At 76.7% G+C, this 16,685-nt stretch carries 12 protein-coding genes; 7 read left to right on the top strand and 5 right to left on the bottom strand.

All coding sequences use genetic code 11. From position 1 onward, the window contains the following. Positions 1-18 precede the first annotated feature (18 nt). The 5 genes from MHY85_RS09030 to MHY85_RS09010 form a co-directional block, all read right to left on the bottom strand. Positions 19-1,311 carry a DUF58 domain-containing protein gene (locus MHY85_RS09030; RefSeq protein ID WP_239195700.1) on the bottom strand — a complete coding sequence of 431 codons (1,293 nt, stop codon included), beginning with the start codon at positions 1,309-1,311 and terminating at the stop codon, positions 19-21. A gap of 10 nt (positions 1,312-1,321) precedes the next feature. Next, on the bottom strand, positions 1,322-2,284 hold the full coding sequence (locus MHY85_RS09025) for a MoxR family ATPase (RefSeq protein ID WP_154730099.1): 963 nt from the start codon (positions 2,282-2,284) through the stop codon (positions 1,322-1,324). A gap of 203 nt (positions 2,285-2,487) precedes the next feature. Then, on the bottom strand, positions 2,488-3,732 hold the full coding sequence (locus tag MHY85_RS09020) for a DUF4350 domain-containing protein (RefSeq protein WP_239195697.1): 1,245 nt from the start codon (positions 3,730-3,732) through the stop codon (positions 2,488-2,490). Then, positions 3,729-4,367 (bottom strand): DUF4129 domain-containing protein, encoded by a 639-nt coding sequence (locus MHY85_RS21825; RefSeq protein ID WP_239195696.1) that lies wholly within the window; start codon positions 4,365-4,367, stop codon positions 3,729-3,731. Before MHY85_RS21825 ends, MHY85_RS09020 begins: the two co-directional genes overlap by 4 nt. Beyond that, complete coding sequence (locus tag MHY85_RS09010) at positions 4,364-5,788, bottom strand: glycerophosphoryl diester phosphodiesterase membrane domain-containing protein (protein ID WP_239195695.1); 1,425 nt, start codon at positions 5,786-5,788, stop codon at positions 4,364-4,366. Before MHY85_RS09010 ends, MHY85_RS21825 begins: the two co-directional genes overlap by 4 nt. Before the next feature lie 169 nt (positions 5,789-5,957). Between MHY85_RS09010 and mtrA the strand changes: the two genes are divergently transcribed. The 7 genes from mtrA (at position 5,958) to secA (ending at position 16,468) form a co-directional block, all read left to right on the top strand. Continuing rightward, positions 5,958-6,641: an MtrAB system response regulator MtrA gene (gene mtrA / locus MHY85_RS09005; RefSeq protein WP_239195693.1), complete on the top strand. Its 684-nt coding sequence runs from the start codon at positions 5,958-5,960 to the stop codon at positions 6,639-6,641. Beyond that, positions 6,638-8,515 (top strand): MtrAB system histidine kinase MtrB, encoded by a 1,878-nt coding sequence (mtrB, locus tag MHY85_RS09000; RefSeq protein ID WP_374233295.1) that lies wholly within the window; start codon positions 6,638-6,640, stop codon positions 8,513-8,515. The genes mtrA and mtrB overlap by 4 nt, the downstream gene beginning before the upstream one ends. Further along, on the top strand, positions 8,512-10,236 hold the full coding sequence (locus MHY85_RS08995; protein ID WP_239195692.1) for an LpqB family beta-propeller domain-containing protein: 1,725 nt from the start codon (positions 8,512-8,514) through the stop codon (positions 10,234-10,236). The genes mtrB and MHY85_RS08995 overlap by 4 nt, the downstream gene beginning before the upstream one ends. Before the next feature lie 58 nt (positions 10,237-10,294). Next, the gene (locus MHY85_RS08990; protein ID WP_239195690.1) at positions 10,295-11,068 is read left to right on the top strand and encodes a ComF family protein; all 774 of its coding nucleotides are present in this window, start codon (positions 10,295-10,297) and stop codon (positions 11,066-11,068) included. A gap of 167 nt (positions 11,069-11,235) precedes the next feature. Then, on the top strand, positions 11,236-11,928 hold the full coding sequence (gene hpf / locus MHY85_RS08985; RefSeq protein ID WP_239195688.1) for a ribosome hibernation-promoting factor, HPF/YfiA family: 693 nt from the start codon (positions 11,236-11,238) through the stop codon (positions 11,926-11,928). A 191-nt stretch (positions 11,929-12,119) separates the two neighbouring features. Continuing rightward, positions 12,120-13,487, top strand: a complete 1,368-nt coding sequence (locus MHY85_RS08980; protein WP_239195686.1) for a winged helix-turn-helix domain-containing protein — start codon at positions 12,120-12,122, stop codon at positions 13,485-13,487. 143 nt (positions 13,488-13,630) lie between these two features. Further along, positions 13,631-16,468, top strand: a complete 2,838-nt coding sequence (secA, locus tag MHY85_RS08975) for a preprotein translocase subunit SecA (RefSeq protein WP_239195684.1) — start codon at positions 13,631-13,633, stop codon at positions 16,466-16,468. The last annotated feature ends 217 nt before the right edge of the window (positions 16,469-16,685 follow it).

Raw genomic sequence — 16,685 nt, 5'->3', positions numbered from 1 at the left:
GTGCGGGAGGGGGTCGGGTCAGAGGCGGCCCGCGGCCTTCAGCGCCAGGTACGCGTCCGCCAGGCGCGGGGCGAGGTCGTCCGGCAGCGCGTCGACGACCTCCACCCCGTGGCTGCGCAGCCGCTGCGCGACCGCCGTCCGCTCGAGCTCCGTCCGCTCGGCGGCCGCGGCGTCGAACAGCGCGGCCACGTCCTCCCGGCCGGTGCGCAGCCGCTCGACCTCGGGGTCCCGCACGGACGCGAGCACGACCTGGTGCCGGGACGCGAGCTGGTCGACCACCCGCAGCAGGCCGTTCTCGACGGCCGCCGGCTCGAGCGCGGACAGCAGCACGACGAGCGCCCGCTGGGACAGCCGCTCCTGGACCTGAGCGACGATCCCGGGCCAGTCCGCCTCGACGAGCGAGGGTTCGACGTCGGCCAGCGCGTCCGCGACCGCGGGCATCAGCCGGGGGCCCGAGGCGCCGGCCACGCGCGCCCGCACGGTGCGGTCGTAGGCCAGCAGCTCGACGCGGTCGCCGGCGCGGGACGCGAGGGCGGCGAGCAGCAGCGCCGCCTCGACCGACGGCTCCAGGCGGGGCTCCTCGCCCGTGCGCGCGGCGCTGGTGCGCGACGTGTCGAGGACGATCAGCACCCGGCGGTCCCGCTCGGGGCGCCAGGTGCGGACCACCACGTCGTTGCGCCGCGCGCTGGCCCGCCAGTCGATCGACCGCACGTCGTCGCCGATCACGTACTCGCGCAGCGAGTCGAACTCGGTGCCCTGCCCGCGGACCTGGACGGCCGCGCGGCCGTCCATCTCCCGGAGCCGGGCGAGCCGGCTGGGCAGGTGCCGGCGGGACGCGAACTCGGGCAGCACGCGCTGGGTGCCGGGGACCTCGAGGGAGGCCTGCCGGGCGGCGAGGCCGAGCGGGCCGGCGGCCCGGATGGTCACCCGGTCGGCGCGCAGGTCGCCGCGGCGGCTCGGGCGCAGGGCGGTGTCGACCCGGCGCGACTCCCCGGGCGGCAGGTCGACCCGGTGCCGGTTCTGCCCCGCGCCGGCCGAGGGCTGCCACGCGTCCCGGACCACGGCGCGCAGCCGCCGGGCGCCGGTGTGGGTGAGGGTCAGCCGGGACCGGGCGGGCTCGTGCAGCCGGACCGCCCCGGTGACCTCCCGGCGGATCGCGACGGCGCGCGGCGACGCGGCCAGGGCGACGTCGAGCGCGCACAGCAGCACGACCAGCGCCGCCCAGGCCAGCACCGTGCCGGGCACGGGCCAGAGCAGCACCGGCAGCGCGCCGACCGCGGTCAGCGCGACCGCGCGCCAGGTGATCGCCACGCCGGGCGCCTCAGCGGGGGACCGGGACGGACGCCAGCACGGTGTCGAGCACCGACTCCGCCGTCACGCCCTCGAGCTCCGCCTCGGCGCGCAGCTGCACGCGGTGCCGCAGCGTCGGGTGGGCGAGCGCCTTCACGTCGTCCGGCGTCACGTACGACCGGCCCTGCAGCCAGGCCCAGGCCCGCGCGGTCGCCAGCAGCGCGGTGGCGCCGCGGGGGGACACGCCGAGCGACAGCGACGGCGACTGCCGGGTGCCGCGCACGACGTCGACCACGTAGCCGAGCACCTCGGGCGCGACCTGCACCCGGGCGACCTCCTCGCGGGCCCGCTCCAGCACGTCCTTGCCGGCGACCGCGCGCACGCCAGCGCGGGCGAGGTCGCGCGGGTCGAAGCCGGCGGCGTGCCGGGCGAGCACCTCGATCTCCTCGTGCCGCTCGGGCAGGGGCAGCGTGAGCTTGAGCAGGAACCGGTCGAGCTGCGCCTCGGGCAGCGGGTAGGTGCCCTCGTACTCGACGGGGTTCTGGGTGGCGATGACGACGAACGGCGACGGCAGGGGGCGCGGGGTGCCGTCGACCGACACCTGCCGCTCCTCCATCGCCTCCAGCAGCGACGCCTGGGTCTTCGGCGGCGTGCGGTTGATCTCGTCCGCGAGCATGAGGTTGGTGAACACCGGGCCCTCGCGGAACGAGAACTCGGCGGTGCGGGCGTCGTAGACCAGCGAGCCGGTGACGTCGCCCGGCATCAGGTCCGGCGTGAACTGCACCCGCTTGGTGTCCAGGTCGAGCGCGGCCGACAGCGTGCGCACCAGCAGCGTCTTCGCGACGCCGGGCACGCCCTCGAGCAGCACGTGGCCGCGGCAGAGCAGCGCGATGACCAGGCCGGTCACGGCGGCGTCCTGGCCGACGACGGCGCGGCCGACCTCGGCCCGGACCGCGCCGAGCGCCTCGCGGAGCTCCGGGGACGGCTCCGGCACGGCGGACGCCGCCTGCGCCGGGGCTGCCGGCGCGGGCTGCTGGGCCCACGCGGGCTGCCCGGGCGCCGTCGAGGGGGCCGGCGCGGGCTGCTGCGCCTCCCACGGCTGCTGGGCGGCGTGCGGCGCCGGGCCGGTCGGCTGGGGCGCGGGGTACCCGGCGGGCGTGCCGCCCTGCGGCCACGGGTTCGGGGCGGGGTGGTCGGTCACGTGGGGTGAACCTCGCTCTCGAGCTGGTCGAGCCGGCGGGCCAGGTGCTCCAGGCCCGCGTCTGACGTGGGGGGTGGTCCGTACAGGAGGTCGCGGACGTCGGTCTCGTCCCGGCCGGCCGCCCGGGCGACCGCGACGACGACGTCGGCGGCCCCCGCGGACCGGGGGACGCCGAGCCGGCGGGCGAGCCGCGCCGCCGTGCCGGCACGCAGCGACGCCGCCGCGTGCCCGTACGACCGGGACGTGCGGTAGAGCCGCGCCCGGCCGCGGGTGGTCTCGGCGGGGCGGACCACCACCGGCAGCCGCTCGGCGACGACCCGGCCGAGCCGGCGGCCGCGCCACAGGCCGAGCGCGAGCACCACGACGAGCGCCTGGATCAGCAGCACCCGCGCGACGGGCGGCAGCAGGTCGCCCAGGCCGGGGCCGGTGCTCGTCCCGTCGGCGCCGAGGTCGTCGGCGGACGGCACGTACCAGACCAGGTCGGCGTTCCGTCCGAGGGCGCGCAGCGCGAGCGCCGCGTTGCCCTCGTCGGTGATCCGGGCGTTCGTGATCAGGCCGGCGTCGCCCAGCACGGTGACCCGGCGGCCGTCGACCTCCGAGGCGGAGTACAGGGACGCCTGCGGGGAGGTGCCCGGGACCGGGAAGCAGAGCGTGGTCCCGGCAGGGGCGGCCTCGCCGGTGGGGACGACGCCCGCACCGGTCGCCGAGACCGTCCCCGCGGCGGTGGCGTCGGGGTCGGGGCAGGACGCGGCGACCGGGGCGGGCTGGGTGCCGCCCGACCAGCCGGTGGTCAGACCCGGGACCACCCGGTCGAGGAGGAAGGACGGGTCGAGCAGCACCAGGTCGGCGTCCGTGCCGGCGAGCGCCGAGGTCTGGGCGTCGGACAGCAGCCAGTCGGAGGTCACGAGCAGCGTGCGCCCGGCCTCCGCGGCGTCGGCCGCGGCGCCCACGGAGCGCACGTAGTCGATCCGGACGCCCTGGTCGCGCAGCACCTCGGCGAGCGCCATCGCGCCGTTGTCCCGGGGGTTGTCCGGGGCGAGCGCGGTGGCCGAGCGGGTGGGCGCGGGCAGCAGCGCCGCGAGCACGCCGATGCCGAGCAGGATCGCCACCGCGACCAGCCAGCGCACCCGGCGCCACCGGGCGCCCGCGCGGCTGCGCACGGTGGTGCCGTCCCCGAGGACGACGCCGTCGGGCCCGGCGGGTGCGGCGGCCGGCGGCGGGGTGGTCGTCGGCGCGGTCACGCGCCCACCCCCGCGGCGGCCACCCCGGCGGGCGGCGTGGGGCGGGTCCCCGCCACGCGCGCGTCCAGCTCGCGCAGCGCCGCGTCGTCCTCCGCGCGCGGGGTGCGCTCGCCGTAGACCACGTCGTCGAAGAGGCGCCCGGCGGCGCGCAGGTCGACCGCGTGGGCGGGCAGGCGCACCCCGGCGGCCTCGACGGCCTCGTGCGCCGTGCGGCCCGGCTGCTCCTCCAGCACGGCGCGCTCCTCGAGCGCTCGGACCACGGCCCGGAACCGGTCCGCGACCGCCGCGGCCCAGTCGCCGCGCGCCGCGGCCGCGTCGGCGGCGGCCCGCAGCTCGGCGGCGGTGCGCCGGTCGTCCGCGTCCAGCACGCCGCGGGCCCCGGCGACCCGCCGGCTGCGGCGGACGGGCCCCGTGACGAGGAACGCCACGGTCACGAGGACGGCCAGGCCCGCGAGGATCGCCAGGAGCGTGCCGACGTTGCCGATCGGCAGCCCGTCGGCGCCCTCGAACAGCCGGCCGAGCCAGTCCAGGAACCGCTGCAGCAGGCTCGGCTGCTGGTGGTAGACCGGGTCGGCGAGCTCCTGCTCGAGCCAGCGGCGCGCCTGCTCGGCGTCCGGGACGACGGGCACGGTCACCGGCCGGCGCCCTCCGCGGCCCGGGCCAGCTCGACGTCCAGCCCCTCGCGGCGCATCCGCACGTCGATGTAGGCGAGCGCGACGACGCCGGCCATGAACACCGTCGTGATCGTCGAGGCGATCGCGGTGCCCACGGCGGTCAGCGCGATGGCCGGCCCGCTGGTCATGAGCGGGTCGTTGAGCACCAGCTGGGAGATCAGCGTGACCGGCACGACGACGATCTGCGAGATGATCCCGACGAGGATCGTCACCAGCAGGTACAGGCCGAGCAGCCGCCAGAAGGACCCGCGGGTCAGCCGCCACGCGCGGGCCACGGAAGCCCAGAAGCCGCCGCCCTCGAGCATGATCGCGGCGGGCGCGAGCAGCGTCCGGATCGTCAGCCAGAACCCGCCGACCAGCGCGGCGGCCACCCCGAGCAGGCCGACGAGCACGGTGAGGCCGACGCTGTCCGAGGTGGTGCCGACCAGGACCACCAGGCCGACGATGGCCGCCATCCCCACCGCGGTCACCAGACCGAGCAGCAGGCTGAACCCGATGACCCAGACGATCCGCTTGCCCTGGCCGCGCACGACGTCGCGCGCGGACACGCGCTGGCCGATGACCGAGCGGCTGACCGACAGGATCAGCAGGCCGGTGAGGACCGTGGTGGCCAGGGCCGTCAGCGGGATGGTCGCCACGCTCGCGAGCGAGGTGCCGAAGCTGTCGCCGAGCAGCTGGGTGTCGGCCGTGGTGAGCCCCGCGCTGTCGGTGAACAGGTCGTTGACCGCGCTGGCGAAGAACCCGGCGACGTACCACTGGATCAGGGCGCCGACCGCGGTGGCGACCGCGACGACGACGGCGGTGAGGCCGAACATCGTCCCCGGGTTGTGCCGGATCGCGCGGAACGCGCCGTCGAAGATCTCCCAGATGCTCAGGGGCCGCAGCGGGATGATGCCGGGCTGCGCGGCGGGCGGCTGGTAGGGGCTGGCGCCCCAGCCGTACGGGGCCGGACCGGGCTGCTGGCCGTAGCCCTGCTGGCCGTAGCCCGGCGCGGGCGGCTGGCCGGGGGCGGTCGGGTAGCCCGGCTGCTGGCCGTACCCGGGGGCCGGCGGCTGCCCCGGCGCGCCCGGGTACCCCGGCTGCTGCCCGTACCCCGGCTGCTGCCCGTACCCGGGCTGCTGCCCGTACCCCGGCGGGACCGGCCCGGCCGGGCCGGCCGGGCCGGCGGCCTGCCCCGGCTGCCCCTGCGCGTCACCCGGACGGCCGCCGCCCGGGTGGGTGCCCGGGTCGCCCCAGGGGTTCGGGCGCTGCCCGCCGGCCGCGGGGTCCGTGGGCGGCTGCCAGCCCGAGGGGGCGTACTGCCCGTACCGGGGCGCGGGGCGCGGGTCCTCCCCGTGCCGCGGCGCGTCCTCGGGGCGGCCCTCGTCGTGCGGCGTGCTCATCGGACTCCCTGGGTGGCGTTCGGGGTGCGCCGAGGGTGCCCGTCGAGGGCGCCCTGCGCGGCTGACGGCCATCGTGCCACGTCACGTCCGCGCGCGGGCCGCTGCTCCGTCCGGACGTCGTGCGGCGCGCGGGGCCCGGTCGCGGCCCCCGTGATGCGATCATGGGCAGATGAAGGGACGCGTTCTCGTGGTCGACGACGACACCGCCCTGTCCGAGATGATCGGCATCGTCCTGCGCTCGGAGGGGTTCGAGCCGGTCTTCTGCGCGGACGGGGACGAGGCCCTGGAGACCTTCCGGTCCACGCAGCCGGACCTCGTGCTGCTCGACCTCATGCTCCCGGGCAAGGACGGCACCGAGGTCTGCCGGCTCATCCGGGCGGAGTCGGGCGTGCCGATCGTCATGCTCACCGCCAAGGCCGACACGGTCGACGTGGTGCTCGGGCTCGAGTCCGGCGCCGATGACTACATCGCCAAGCCGTTCAAGCCCAAGGAGCTGATCGCGCGCGTGCGCGCGCGCCTGCGGCGCAGCGACGAGCCGGCGCCGGAGCACCTGCGGATCGGGGACCTGTCGATCGACGTGACCGGCCACCGGGTCACCCGCGACGGCGCGGCCATCTCGCTCACCCCGCTGGAGTTCGACCTGCTGGTGGCGCTGGCGCGCAAGCCGTGGCAGGTGTTCACCCGGGAGGTGCTGCTGGAGCGGGTGTGGGGCTACCGGCACGCCGCCGACACCCGGCTGGTGAACGTCCACGTGCAGCGCCTGCGGTCCAAGATCGAGGCCGACCCCGAGCGTCCCGAGATCGTCGTGACGGTGCGCGGCGTCGGCTACAAGGCGGGCGCGACGCCCCCGTGACCGGGACCTCCCGCGGCGGCGTCACCGCGCGGGCGGCGCGCGCGTGGCGGCTCGCCACGGTGCGCGCCGGCGCCCGCACGCGCCGGCTGGTGCGCGCCTGGCGCGGCTCGCTGCAGGCGCGCGTCCTCACGCTCACCCTCGTGGTGGGGCTGCTCGCGCTGGCGGTGCTGGGCGGGTACCTGTCGGTGACCGTCCGGGACGGCCTGTTCACCCAGCGGGTCGACCAGGTGCTCGCCGAGTCCGCGCGCAGCGCCGCCCAGGCGCAGGAGACGTTCGACGCCTCGACCGCGACGACCGGCCCGGAGGTGCAGCTCCTGGTGAACGACCTGGTGCGCGCCCTGCGCTCCAGCGGTTCGGGGGAGCGCGAGGTGTTCATCCTGCGCACCCGCGGCCAGCAGCAGCCGATCCTCGTCACGAGCGGGGTCACCGACTCCAGCCTGGTGGGCCTGGTCTCGGACCAGCTGCGGACCGCGACCGCCGCCAACGAGGGCCAGCGCTGGGAGTCCGTGGCCTGGCCCGCGTCCGCGACCGACTCGGGCCGGGTCGAGCCCGGCGTCATGGTCGGCCAGGTGGTGACCGTGCCCGCCGCGGGGTCCTACGAGCTGTACTTCCTCTACTCGCTGCAGGCCGAGCAGGACCGGCTGGAGTTCCTGCAGAGCGTGCTCGGCATCGGCGCCGTCGCGCTGGTCGTCCTGCTGGTGTCGATGTCCTGGCTGGTGACGCGGCAGGTGGTCCGCCCGGTCCGGCAGGCCGCGCACGTCGCGGAGCGCATCGCGGACGGGAGCCTCACCGAGCGGATGCCGGTCCGCGGCGAGGACGAGATGGCGCGCCTGGGCCGGTCGTTCAACGAGATGGCCGAGAGCCTGCAGGACCAGATCGACCGCATGGAGCACCTGTCGACCATGCAGCGCCGGTTCGTGTCCGACGTCTCGCACGAGCTGCGCACGCCGCTCACCACGGTGCGGATGGCCGGCGAGATGATCTACGAGTCCCGCGACGAGTTCGACCCGGTGGTGCGCCGCTCCGCCGAGCTCCTGCAGCAGCAGCTCGACCGGTTCGAGGACCTGCTGGGCGACCTGCTGGAGATCAGCCGGTTCGACGCCGGGGCCGCCGTGCTGGACGCCGAGGCGCGGGACCTGCGCGACGTCGTCGGCGCGGCGGTCGACCAGGCCGTGCCCCTGGCGGCCGCGAAGGGCTCCTGGCTGTCGGTGACGCAGCCCGAGGGGCAGTGCGTCGCCGACGTCGACCCCCGCCGCGTGGAGCGGGTGCTGCGGAACCTGCTGGTGAACGCGATCGAGCACGCCGACGGCAGCGACGTCGAGGTCACCGTGGGCGCGGACGACCGCGCGGTCGCCGTGACCGTCCGGGACCGGGGTGTCGGCATGTCCCGGGACGAGGCGGCGCACGTGTTCGACCGGTTCTGGCGCGCGGACCCCGCGCGGGCCCGCACCACCGGCGGCACCGGCCTCGGGCTGGCGATCTCGCTCGAGGACGCGCACCTGCACGGCGGCTGGCTCGAGGCGTGGGGGCGGCCGCGGCAGGGCGCCTGCTTCCGGCTGACGCTGCCGCGGCGGGCCGGCATCACCCTGGAGTCCTCGCCGCTGCCGCTGGAGCCCCCGGCCGAGCCCGAGCGGCCCGCGCCGCGCGACCGGGACGCCGACCGCCCCGACCCGGCGGCGCTGCCGGACCTGCCGCCCACCACGGGGTCGTTCGACGTCGTGGAGCGGGCGCGGGAGGCCCAGCAGGTGGTCGAGCGCCGGCGCGGGCAGGAGCGCGGCGCCGGCCACCCGGCCCCGGTGCCCGACGCGCCCGCCGGCCACGACCCCGAACCCGCCCGCCGCGGCGGGACCGACGGACCGGGGGAGACCCGATGACCGCCCCGCCCCGCACCACCGCCCGCCGCGCCGGCGTCGCCGTCGCGCTCGCCGTCGTGCTCGCGGCGCTGTCGGCCTGCGTCGGCATCCCGACCTCCGGCCCGGTCGGCGTGGGCGTCGAGGGCGTCACCGACCAGGGCGTGGTCGAGCCGCTCGGCGACCCGCCCCCGCAGGACGGCACGCCCGAGGACATCGTCCGCGGGTTCCTCGGCGCCAGCGCCGCGGGCTTCAGCCGGGGGTCCGCCTCGGTCGACGCCGCGGACGACTTCCGCAACGCCCGCGAGTACCTGTCGGGCGAGACCCGCCGGTCCTGGAACCCGCGCGAACGGGTCGTCGTGTACGCGACCGCCTCCAGCCCCGACATCGAGCTGGTCGGCGAGTCCCAGGTGCGGGTCGACGTGCGGGTGGCGGCGCGGATCGACGACGAGGGCCGGTACGCGCAGGCCGGCCCGGACGCCAAGGAGTCCCTGACGTTCGACCTCGTGCAGGACAGCGAGGGCCAGTGGCGGATCTCCGGGCTGGAGGACGGCGTCGTGCTGTCCCAGCCGAACTTCGACGCGATCTACCGGTCGGCGACCCTGTACTTCCTGTCGCAGGACGAGCAGTTCCTGGTCCCGGAGACGCGGTGGTTCCCGCTGCGGAACCTCGCGACCTCGATCGTGCGCGCGATCATCGCGGGCCCGTCCGGGTGGCTGCGGGACGCCGTGCGCAGCGCGGTGCCCGAGAGCGCGGTGCTGCAGCCGGACGCCGTCTCCGTCGACGAGGACGGGGTGGCGACGGTCAGCCTCGCGGCCGGCGGGCTGCCGACCGAGCCGGAGGAGCGCGCCCGGATGCAGGCGCAGCTCGAGGCGTCGCTGCGGATCGCGCGGGTCCGCACGGTGGAGGTCAGCGCCGGCGGGGTCGCGATGGACGCGGAGGCCGCGGAGCTGGAGCGCGGGCAGGACTGGGGCGGTGCGCTGGAGGCGCTCCAGGACGGGACGCTCGTGCAGATGTCCGCGGGGGAGCTGGAGCCGGTCGAGGGCGTCTCCTCGCTCGCCGGTCTCGACGCCCGGGACCCCGCCCGCGACGGGTCCGGCGACGTCCGCGTGATGCTGTCCGGGCCGGACCGGCTGGTCACCGTCCCGACGGCGACCGCCGCCTCGGTCGAGCTGCTCGCCGCGCCCGCGCTGGTCGCGCCGTCCGTCGACCGCCTCGGCTGGGTGTGGACCGCGTCGGCGCCGTCCGGCGGGGAGCTGCTGGCCGTCGACGACCGCGGCACCGTCGTCGAGGTGGCGGCCGAGTGGCTGCAGGACCGCACCGTGCGCTCGGTGCGGATCGCCCGCGACGCCACCCGGGTCGCCGTCGTCTCGTCCGGGTCGGACGGCGTGCGGGTCGACGTGGCCTCGGTCGTGCGCGACGACTCCGGGACGCCCCAGGTGCTCGGCGAGGCCTGGCGGACCGGGGTGACGCTCACCGACGCCACCCGGGTGGTCTGGGTCGACGAGTCGACGCTCGGGGTGCTCGGCCGGTCGGGCAGCACCACCACGGCGGTCTACCACCTGGTCCCGCTGTCCGGGGAGGTGCAGACCCGACCCGCGCTCGCCGACGCGGTCGACATCGCCGGCGGCAAGGGGGACAGCGCGCTGTACCTGGCGACCGCCGAGGGCGAGCTGTTCGCCCGCGCCGGGTCGAGCTGGGCGTCGGTGGGGACGGACGTGCGGGACCCGGGCTTCGCGGGCTGAGTCGGCGGGACCTGGGGACGCGCGCCGGCGGGCCGCGTCGCGCGGGCATCCTGGGGCGATGACCGCGCCCGCCCCGCGGGGCCGCGCCCTCGGCGACGTCGCCCGCGAGCTCCTGGACCTCGTGCTGCCGGTGACCTGCGCCGGCTGCGGCGGGCCGGGAGCGGCGCTGTGCGGGGGCTGCCTGCACCGGTTCGCCGGCCCGCCCCGGCGCTGCGAGCGCGCCGCGGGGCGGCTGGACCGGATGGACGGCACGACGGTCCCGGTGTGGGCGCTCGCGGAGAACGACGGGTCGGTGCGGCGGGCCGTCGTCGCGTGGAAGGACCGCGGGCGGGCGGACGTGACGCCGTGGTTCGCGGCGGTGCTGGGCCGGGCGGCGCCGGCGCTGCGGGACGAGGTGCGGGGCGCCGGCCCGCGCGGGCAGCAGGGGCCGCTGGTCGTGGTGCCCGCGCCGGCGTCGCCCCGTGGGCGGGCCCGCCGGGGCGAGGACCTGGTCGCCGCGCTGGCCCGGTCCGTCGCCGCGGGGCTCGGCGCCCGCCCGCTGCCCGCGCTGCGCCTCGCCGGGGCCGGCCGGGACCAGGTCGGGCTCGGGGTCCGGGGGCGCGCCGCGAACCTGGCGGGGCGGGTGCGGGTCCGCCGGCGAGCACGCGACCCGCTCGCCGGCGCGCGCGTCCTGCTCGTCGACGACGTGCTCACGACCGGCGCCACGCTGGCCGCCTGCCGGACCGCCCTGGAGGCGGTAGGTGCGCAGGTCGCGGGCGCGTTGGTGCTCGCCGTCACCCGTCCGCCGGGGTCGCCGACCGGCTGGTTGGTAGCGGCGCCGGACCCGGGCTAGCGTGGACCCCACAGCACCGGGTGGCAGGGACGTCGCCCGGTACCGGGACTCGACGGGCACGCCCCGCACGAGGAGGTGGTGCCGCAGACCAGCGCCCCGCGAGGGCGCGTTCGAGCACGCTGCCGGGCGGGGTCGGACCCCGCCCCCGGACCTCCAGGAGGTACCCCATGGAGATCGTCGTCGCCGGCCGTCACACCGACGTCCCCGAGCGTTTCCGTCAGCACGTGACGGACAAGCTCGCCAAGCTCGAGCAGCTCGCCCCCCGGGCGCAGCGCATCGACGTCGAGGTGACCCACGAGTCGAACCCCCGGCAGGCCGCCGCCGCCGAGCGGGTCGAGCTGACCGTGGTGGGCAAGGGACCGGTGATCCGCGCCGAGGCCTGCGCGGACGACCGGTACGGGGCCTTCGACCTGGCGATCGACAAGCTCACCGAGCGCCTCCGCCGCGCGCGCGACCGGCGCAAGAGCCACCGCGGCAAGGTCCCGACCCCGGTCAACGACCCGCTGCCGCCCCTGGAGGAGCTGGAGCCCGAGGCGGGCGCGCCCGAGCCCCGCGAGGACGGGGTCGTGGAGACGACGCTCGGCGACTCGCCCGTCGTCATCCGCGAGAAGGTGCACGCCGCGCAGCCGATGACGATCGACGACGCGCTCTACGAGATGGAGCTCGTGGGGCACGACTTCTTCCTGTTCGTCGACGCCGAGACCGCCCAGCCGTCCGTCGCGTACCGCCGGCGGGGCTGGAGCTACGGGGTGATCAAGCTCGACGCCGCCGTGACCAGCATGGGTTCCGGCGACGGCGTCGCCGCCGCGCAGCAGGCCGGGGGCGTCGCCGCCCCGGCGGGGGCTGTCGCCCAGCGCTGACCGCGCGGCACGCCCGCCGCACCGCACCGCGCCCGCCGACGACCCTCCGGTCGGCGGGCGCGGTCGTGCGCCGCTGCCGGCACCGCCGCCCGCCGAGTCTCCGCCGCCGGACTGCGACGGAGCGCCTCCGCAGAGGCACGGGGCGCAGACTCGACGCGGCGGGTGTCGGTGGTGGGCGGCACGATGGGGCGATGGCCACCAGCACCGACGCCGCGCCCGCGCCCGCTGCCCCGGGGCGCCGCCTCGCCGCCGTCCGGCGCGCCGCGCCCGGGAGCGCGCACCGGCCCTCGGGCTCGCTGTCGCTGTCCCAGGCCCGGCGGGTCGCCCTGCGGGCCCAGGGGCTCGACCGGCCGCGCGCCGAGCGCACCGGCCCCGCCACGATGCGCCAGCTGCAGCAGGTGGTCGACCGGCTCGGCCTGCTGCAGATCGACTCGGTCAACGTCGTCGCGCGCGCCCACCTGATGCCGACGTTCTCCCGCGTCGGCCCCTACGACCCGGCGCTGCTGGACCGCGCCGCCGGCCGTGCGCCCCGGCGCCTGGTCGAGACCTGGGCCCACGAGGCGTCCTACGTGCCGCCGGAGACCTACGCGCTGCTCGGCTGGCGACGGCGCGCCTACCGCGAGCACGCGTGGGGCGCGATCCGCGAGGTCCCGCTCACCCACTCGCCGCTCGTCGACGACGTGCTGGCGATGATCGCCGCGGACGGCCCGCTCACCGCGAGCGAGGTGCACGCCCGCGTCGAGGGCCCCGTGCCGCGGGACCGGACGGAGTGGGGCTGGAACTGGACGGCGGCCAAGCGGGTCCTCGAGTACCTGTTCTTCACCGGCCAGGTGGCCTCGGCGCGCCGGAACCCGCAGTTCGAGCGCTGCTACGACCTCACCGAGCGCGTGCTCCCGCCCGCGGTGCTGGCGGCGCCGGAGCCGGACGAGGACGACGCCGTGCGCGAGCTCCTGCGGATCGCCGCGCGCGCCCACGGCGTCGCCTCGGAGCGCTGCCTGCTCGACTACTTCCGGATCAGGGGCCCGCGCGCTCGGGCCGCGGTCGCCGACCTGGTGGACGAGGGCACGCTGGTGCCGGTGCGGGTCGACGGCTGGGCCCGGCCCACCTACCTGCACGCCGACGCCGACCTGCCGCGCCGCGCGACCGGCCGGGCGCTGCTCAGCCCGTTCGACCCGCTCGTGTTCGAGCGCCGCCGGCTCGAGGAGCTGTTCGGGCTGCGCTACCGCATCGAGATCTACGTGCCGGAGGCGCAGCGGGTGCACGGCTACTACGTGCTCCCGTTCCTGCGCGGGGAGCACCTGGCCGCGCTGGTGGACCTCAAGGCGGACCGCCGCGCCGGGCTGCTCCGGGTGCACGCCGCCCACCCCGCCGAGCCGGCCCGCGCGGCGCCGGTCGCGGTCCCGGACTCCTCGCCGGGCGCGGTCGCGGCGGACCTGGCGGCCGAGCTGCGGCTGCTCGCCACCTGGCTCGGTCTGGAGGACGTCGTGGTCGGGGACAGGGACGGGACGCCGCGCGGGACGCTGGCCCCGGTGCTGGCGAGCGCGCTCTCGGCCGGCTGACGCGCCGACCGGCGCCCCCGGGGGTGGCGCGGGGTTGCTGGTCGTCACGCCGCCTCACCTACGATGGTCGGGGCCCGGCTGTGCGGTCGGGACGCCGGGACGCCGCACGTGGCCACGTGCGGCGCAGCGAGTCGGGAGTGCACGTGCCTGCGATCCTCGAGAAGGTCCTCCGCCTGGGCGAGGGACGGATCCTCAAGAAGCTGTCGGGCGTCGCCCAGCAGGTGAACGCGCTGGAGGACAGCTTCACGTCCCTGTCGGACGCCGAGCTGCGCGAGGAGACCGACCGGTTCAAGGCCCGGCTCGCGGACGGCGAGTCGCTCGACGACCTGATGGCCGAGGCGTTCGCGGCGGTGCGCGAGGCCGCGCGCCGCACCCTGGGGCAGCGGCACTTCGACGTCCAGCTGCAGGGCGGTGCCGCGCTGCACTGGGGCAACATCGCCGAGATGAAGACCGGTGAGGGCAAGACCCTCGTCGCCACCGCACCGGCGTACCTCAACGCGCTGACCGGCAAGGGCGTGCACGTCGTCACCGTCAACGACTACCTGGCGAGCTACCAGGCCGACCTCATGGGCCGCGTGTACCGGTTCCTCGGGCTGACCACCGGCGTCATCCTGTCCGGGCAGACGCCCGCCGAGCGCCGGGTGCAGTACGCCGCGGACATCACGTACGGCACGAACAACGAGTTCGGCTTCGACTTCCTCCGCGACAACATGGCGTGGAGCACCGAGGAGCTCGTGCAGCGCGGCCACCACTTCGCCATCGTCGACGAGGTGGACTCCATCCTCATCGACGAGGCCCGCACCCCGCTCATCATCTCCGGCCCGGCCTCCGGCGACGCGAACCGCTGGTACGCCGAGTTCGCGAAGGTCGTGCGCCGCCTGCAGCCCGAGCGCGACTACGAGGTCGACGAGAAGAAGCGCACCGTCGGCGTCCTGGAGCCCGGCATCGAGCGCGTCGAGGACTACCTCGGCATCGAGAACCTGTACGAGTCGCTGAACACCCCGCTGGTCGGCTTCCTCAACAACGCCATCAAGGCCAAGGAGCTGTTCAAGCGGGACAAGGACTACATCGTCGACAAGGGCGAGGTGCTCATCGTCGACGAGCACACCGGCCGCGTCCTGCCGGGCCGCCGCTACAACGAGGGCATGCACCAGGCGATCGAGGCGAAGGAGGGGGTGGTCATCAAGGCCGAGAACCAGACCCTCGCCACGATCACCCTGCAGAACTACTTCCGCCTGTACGACAAGCTCGCCGGGATGACCGGTACCGCCGAGACCGAGGCGGCCGAGTTCCAGGGCACCTACAAGCTGGGCGTCGTCCCGATCCCGACCAACCGCGGGATGCAGCGCATCGACCAGCCCGACCTCGTCTACAAGGCCGAGGAGGGCAAGTACGACGCCGTCGTCGCCGACATCGTCGAGCGGCACGCCAAGGGCCAGCCCGTCCTCGTCGGCACGACGAGCGTCGAGAAGTCCGAGCTGCTGTCGCGCAAGCTGCGCAAGGCCGGGGTCCCGCACGAGGTGCTCAACGCCAAGCAGCACGCCCGCGAGGCGTCGATCGTCGCGCAGGCCGGCCGCAAGGGCGCCGTCACCGTCGCCACCAACATGGCCGGCCGCGGCACCGACATCATGCTCGGCGGCAACGCCGAGTTCATGGCCGTCGCCGAGCTGGCGGCCCGCGGGCTCGACCCCAACGAGAGCCCGGAGGAGTACGAGGCCGCCTGGCCCGAGGCCCTGGAGAAGTCCAAGGCCGCGGTCGCCGCGGAGCACGACGAGGTCGTGGAGCTCGGCGGCCTGTACGTCCTCGGCACCGAGCGGCACGAGTCCCGCCGCATCGACAACCAGCTCCGCGGACGCTCCGGCCGGCAGGGCGACCCGGGCGAGTCCCGGTTCTACCTGTCGCTGCAGGACGACCTGATGCGGCTGTTCAACTCCGGCATGGCCGAGTCGATGATGACCCGCGCCGGGTTCCCGGACGACCTGCCGCTGGAGTCCAAGATCGTCACCCGCGGCATCCGGTCCGCGCAGTCGCAGGTCGAGGCGCGGAACTTCGAGATCCGCAAGAACGTCCTCAAGTACGACGACGTGCTGTCCCGGCAGCGCGAGGTCATCTACGAGCAGCGCCGCCGCGTGCTCGAGGGCGAGAACATGCAGGAGCAGGTCCAGCACTTCCTCGAGGACGTGCTCGACGACTACGTGACCGCCGCGACCGCCGAGGGCCACCCCGAGGACTGGGACCTAGACCAGCTCTGGACCACGCTCAAGACCGTGTACCCCGTGTCCATCGCGGTCGAGGAGGTCGTGGAGCAGGCCGGCGGCCTCGGCCGGGTCACGCCCGAGATGCTGAAGGCCGAGCTGCTGTCCGACGCGCGGATCGCGTACGAGGAGCGGGAGGCGTCGCTCGGCGAGCCGAACATGCGCCAGCTCGAGCGGCGCGTCGTCCTCTCGGTGCTCGACCGGAAGTGGCGCGAGCACCTCTACGAGATGGACTACCTCAAGGAGGGCATCGGGCTGCGCGCCATGGCCCAGCGCGACCCGCTGATCGAGTACCAGCGCGAGGGCTACCAGCTGTTCCAGGCGATGACGGACGCCATCAAGGAGGAGGCGGTCGGCTACCTCTTCAACCTCGAGGTCAAGGTCACCGAGCCCGCCCAGGCCGCCCCGGCCGGCGCGGCGCAGCCGACCGTCGAGGGCGACGGCGAGGCCGCACCGGCCGGCGGCGCGGCGCCCGTGCTCGTCGCCAAGGGCATCGACGGGCCGGAGCGCCAGGTGCCGCTGCAGTACTCGGCGCCCAGCGTGGACGGCGACAGCGGCACGACCGTCAGCCGGGGCCGGCGGGCGGCCGGACCCGCGACGTCCGCGCCGGCGGGCGCCGGTGCGCCCGACGGGGCCGCCGGCGCCGGGGGCGCGACCGCCGCCGAGGACGCGGGGAACCGCGAGGCACGCCGCAAGGCCGCGAAGCAGCAGCGCCGCCGGGGCTGACCGCCGGGCCGGGTGACGGGCCGGGTGACGGGCCGGCCGCCGGGCCGGGTGACGGGCCGGCCGCCGGGCCGGGTGACGGGCCGGCCGCCGGGCCGGGTGACGGGCCGGCCGCCGCGCCGGGTACTCGCACGCGGACGCCGCCCGCCCACCCCGCTCGGGGAGGGCGGGCGGCGTCGTCGTGTCCCGGCCGCGGCGGCCGGGGCACGCGCCGCCCGTG

It is taken from the genome of Cellulomonas sp. ACRRI (assembly GCF_022346185.1).
Taxonomy (GTDB): domain Bacteria; phylum Actinomycetota; class Actinomycetes; order Actinomycetales; family Cellulomonadaceae; genus Cellulomonas.
This window is presented reverse-complemented; position numbering and strand designations above follow the sequence as displayed.

Excerpts from the sequence above, each read along its gene's own strand:
- MHY85_RS09010 (WP_239195695.1), bottom strand. The coding sequence starts at position 5,788 with ATGAGCACGCCGCACGACGAGGGCCGCCCCGAGGACGCGCCGCGGCAC.
- MHY85_RS08980 (WP_239195686.1), top strand. The coding sequence starts at position 12,120 with ATGGCCACCAGCACCGACGCCGCGCCCGCGCCCGCTGCCCCGGGGCGC.
- MHY85_RS08990 (WP_239195690.1), top strand. The coding sequence starts at position 10,295 with ATGACCGCGCCCGCCCCGCGGGGCCGCGCCCTCGGCGACGTCGCCCGC.
- mtrA (WP_239195693.1), top strand. The coding sequence starts at position 5,958 with ATGAAGGGACGCGTTCTCGTGGTCGACGACGACACCGCCCTGTCCGAG.
- MHY85_RS08995 (WP_239195692.1), top strand. The coding sequence starts at position 8,512 with ATGACCGCCCCGCCCCGCACCACCGCCCGCCGCGCCGGCGTCGCCGTC.
- hpf (WP_239195688.1), top strand. The coding sequence starts at position 11,236 with ATGGAGATCGTCGTCGCCGGCCGTCACACCGACGTCCCCGAGCGTTTC.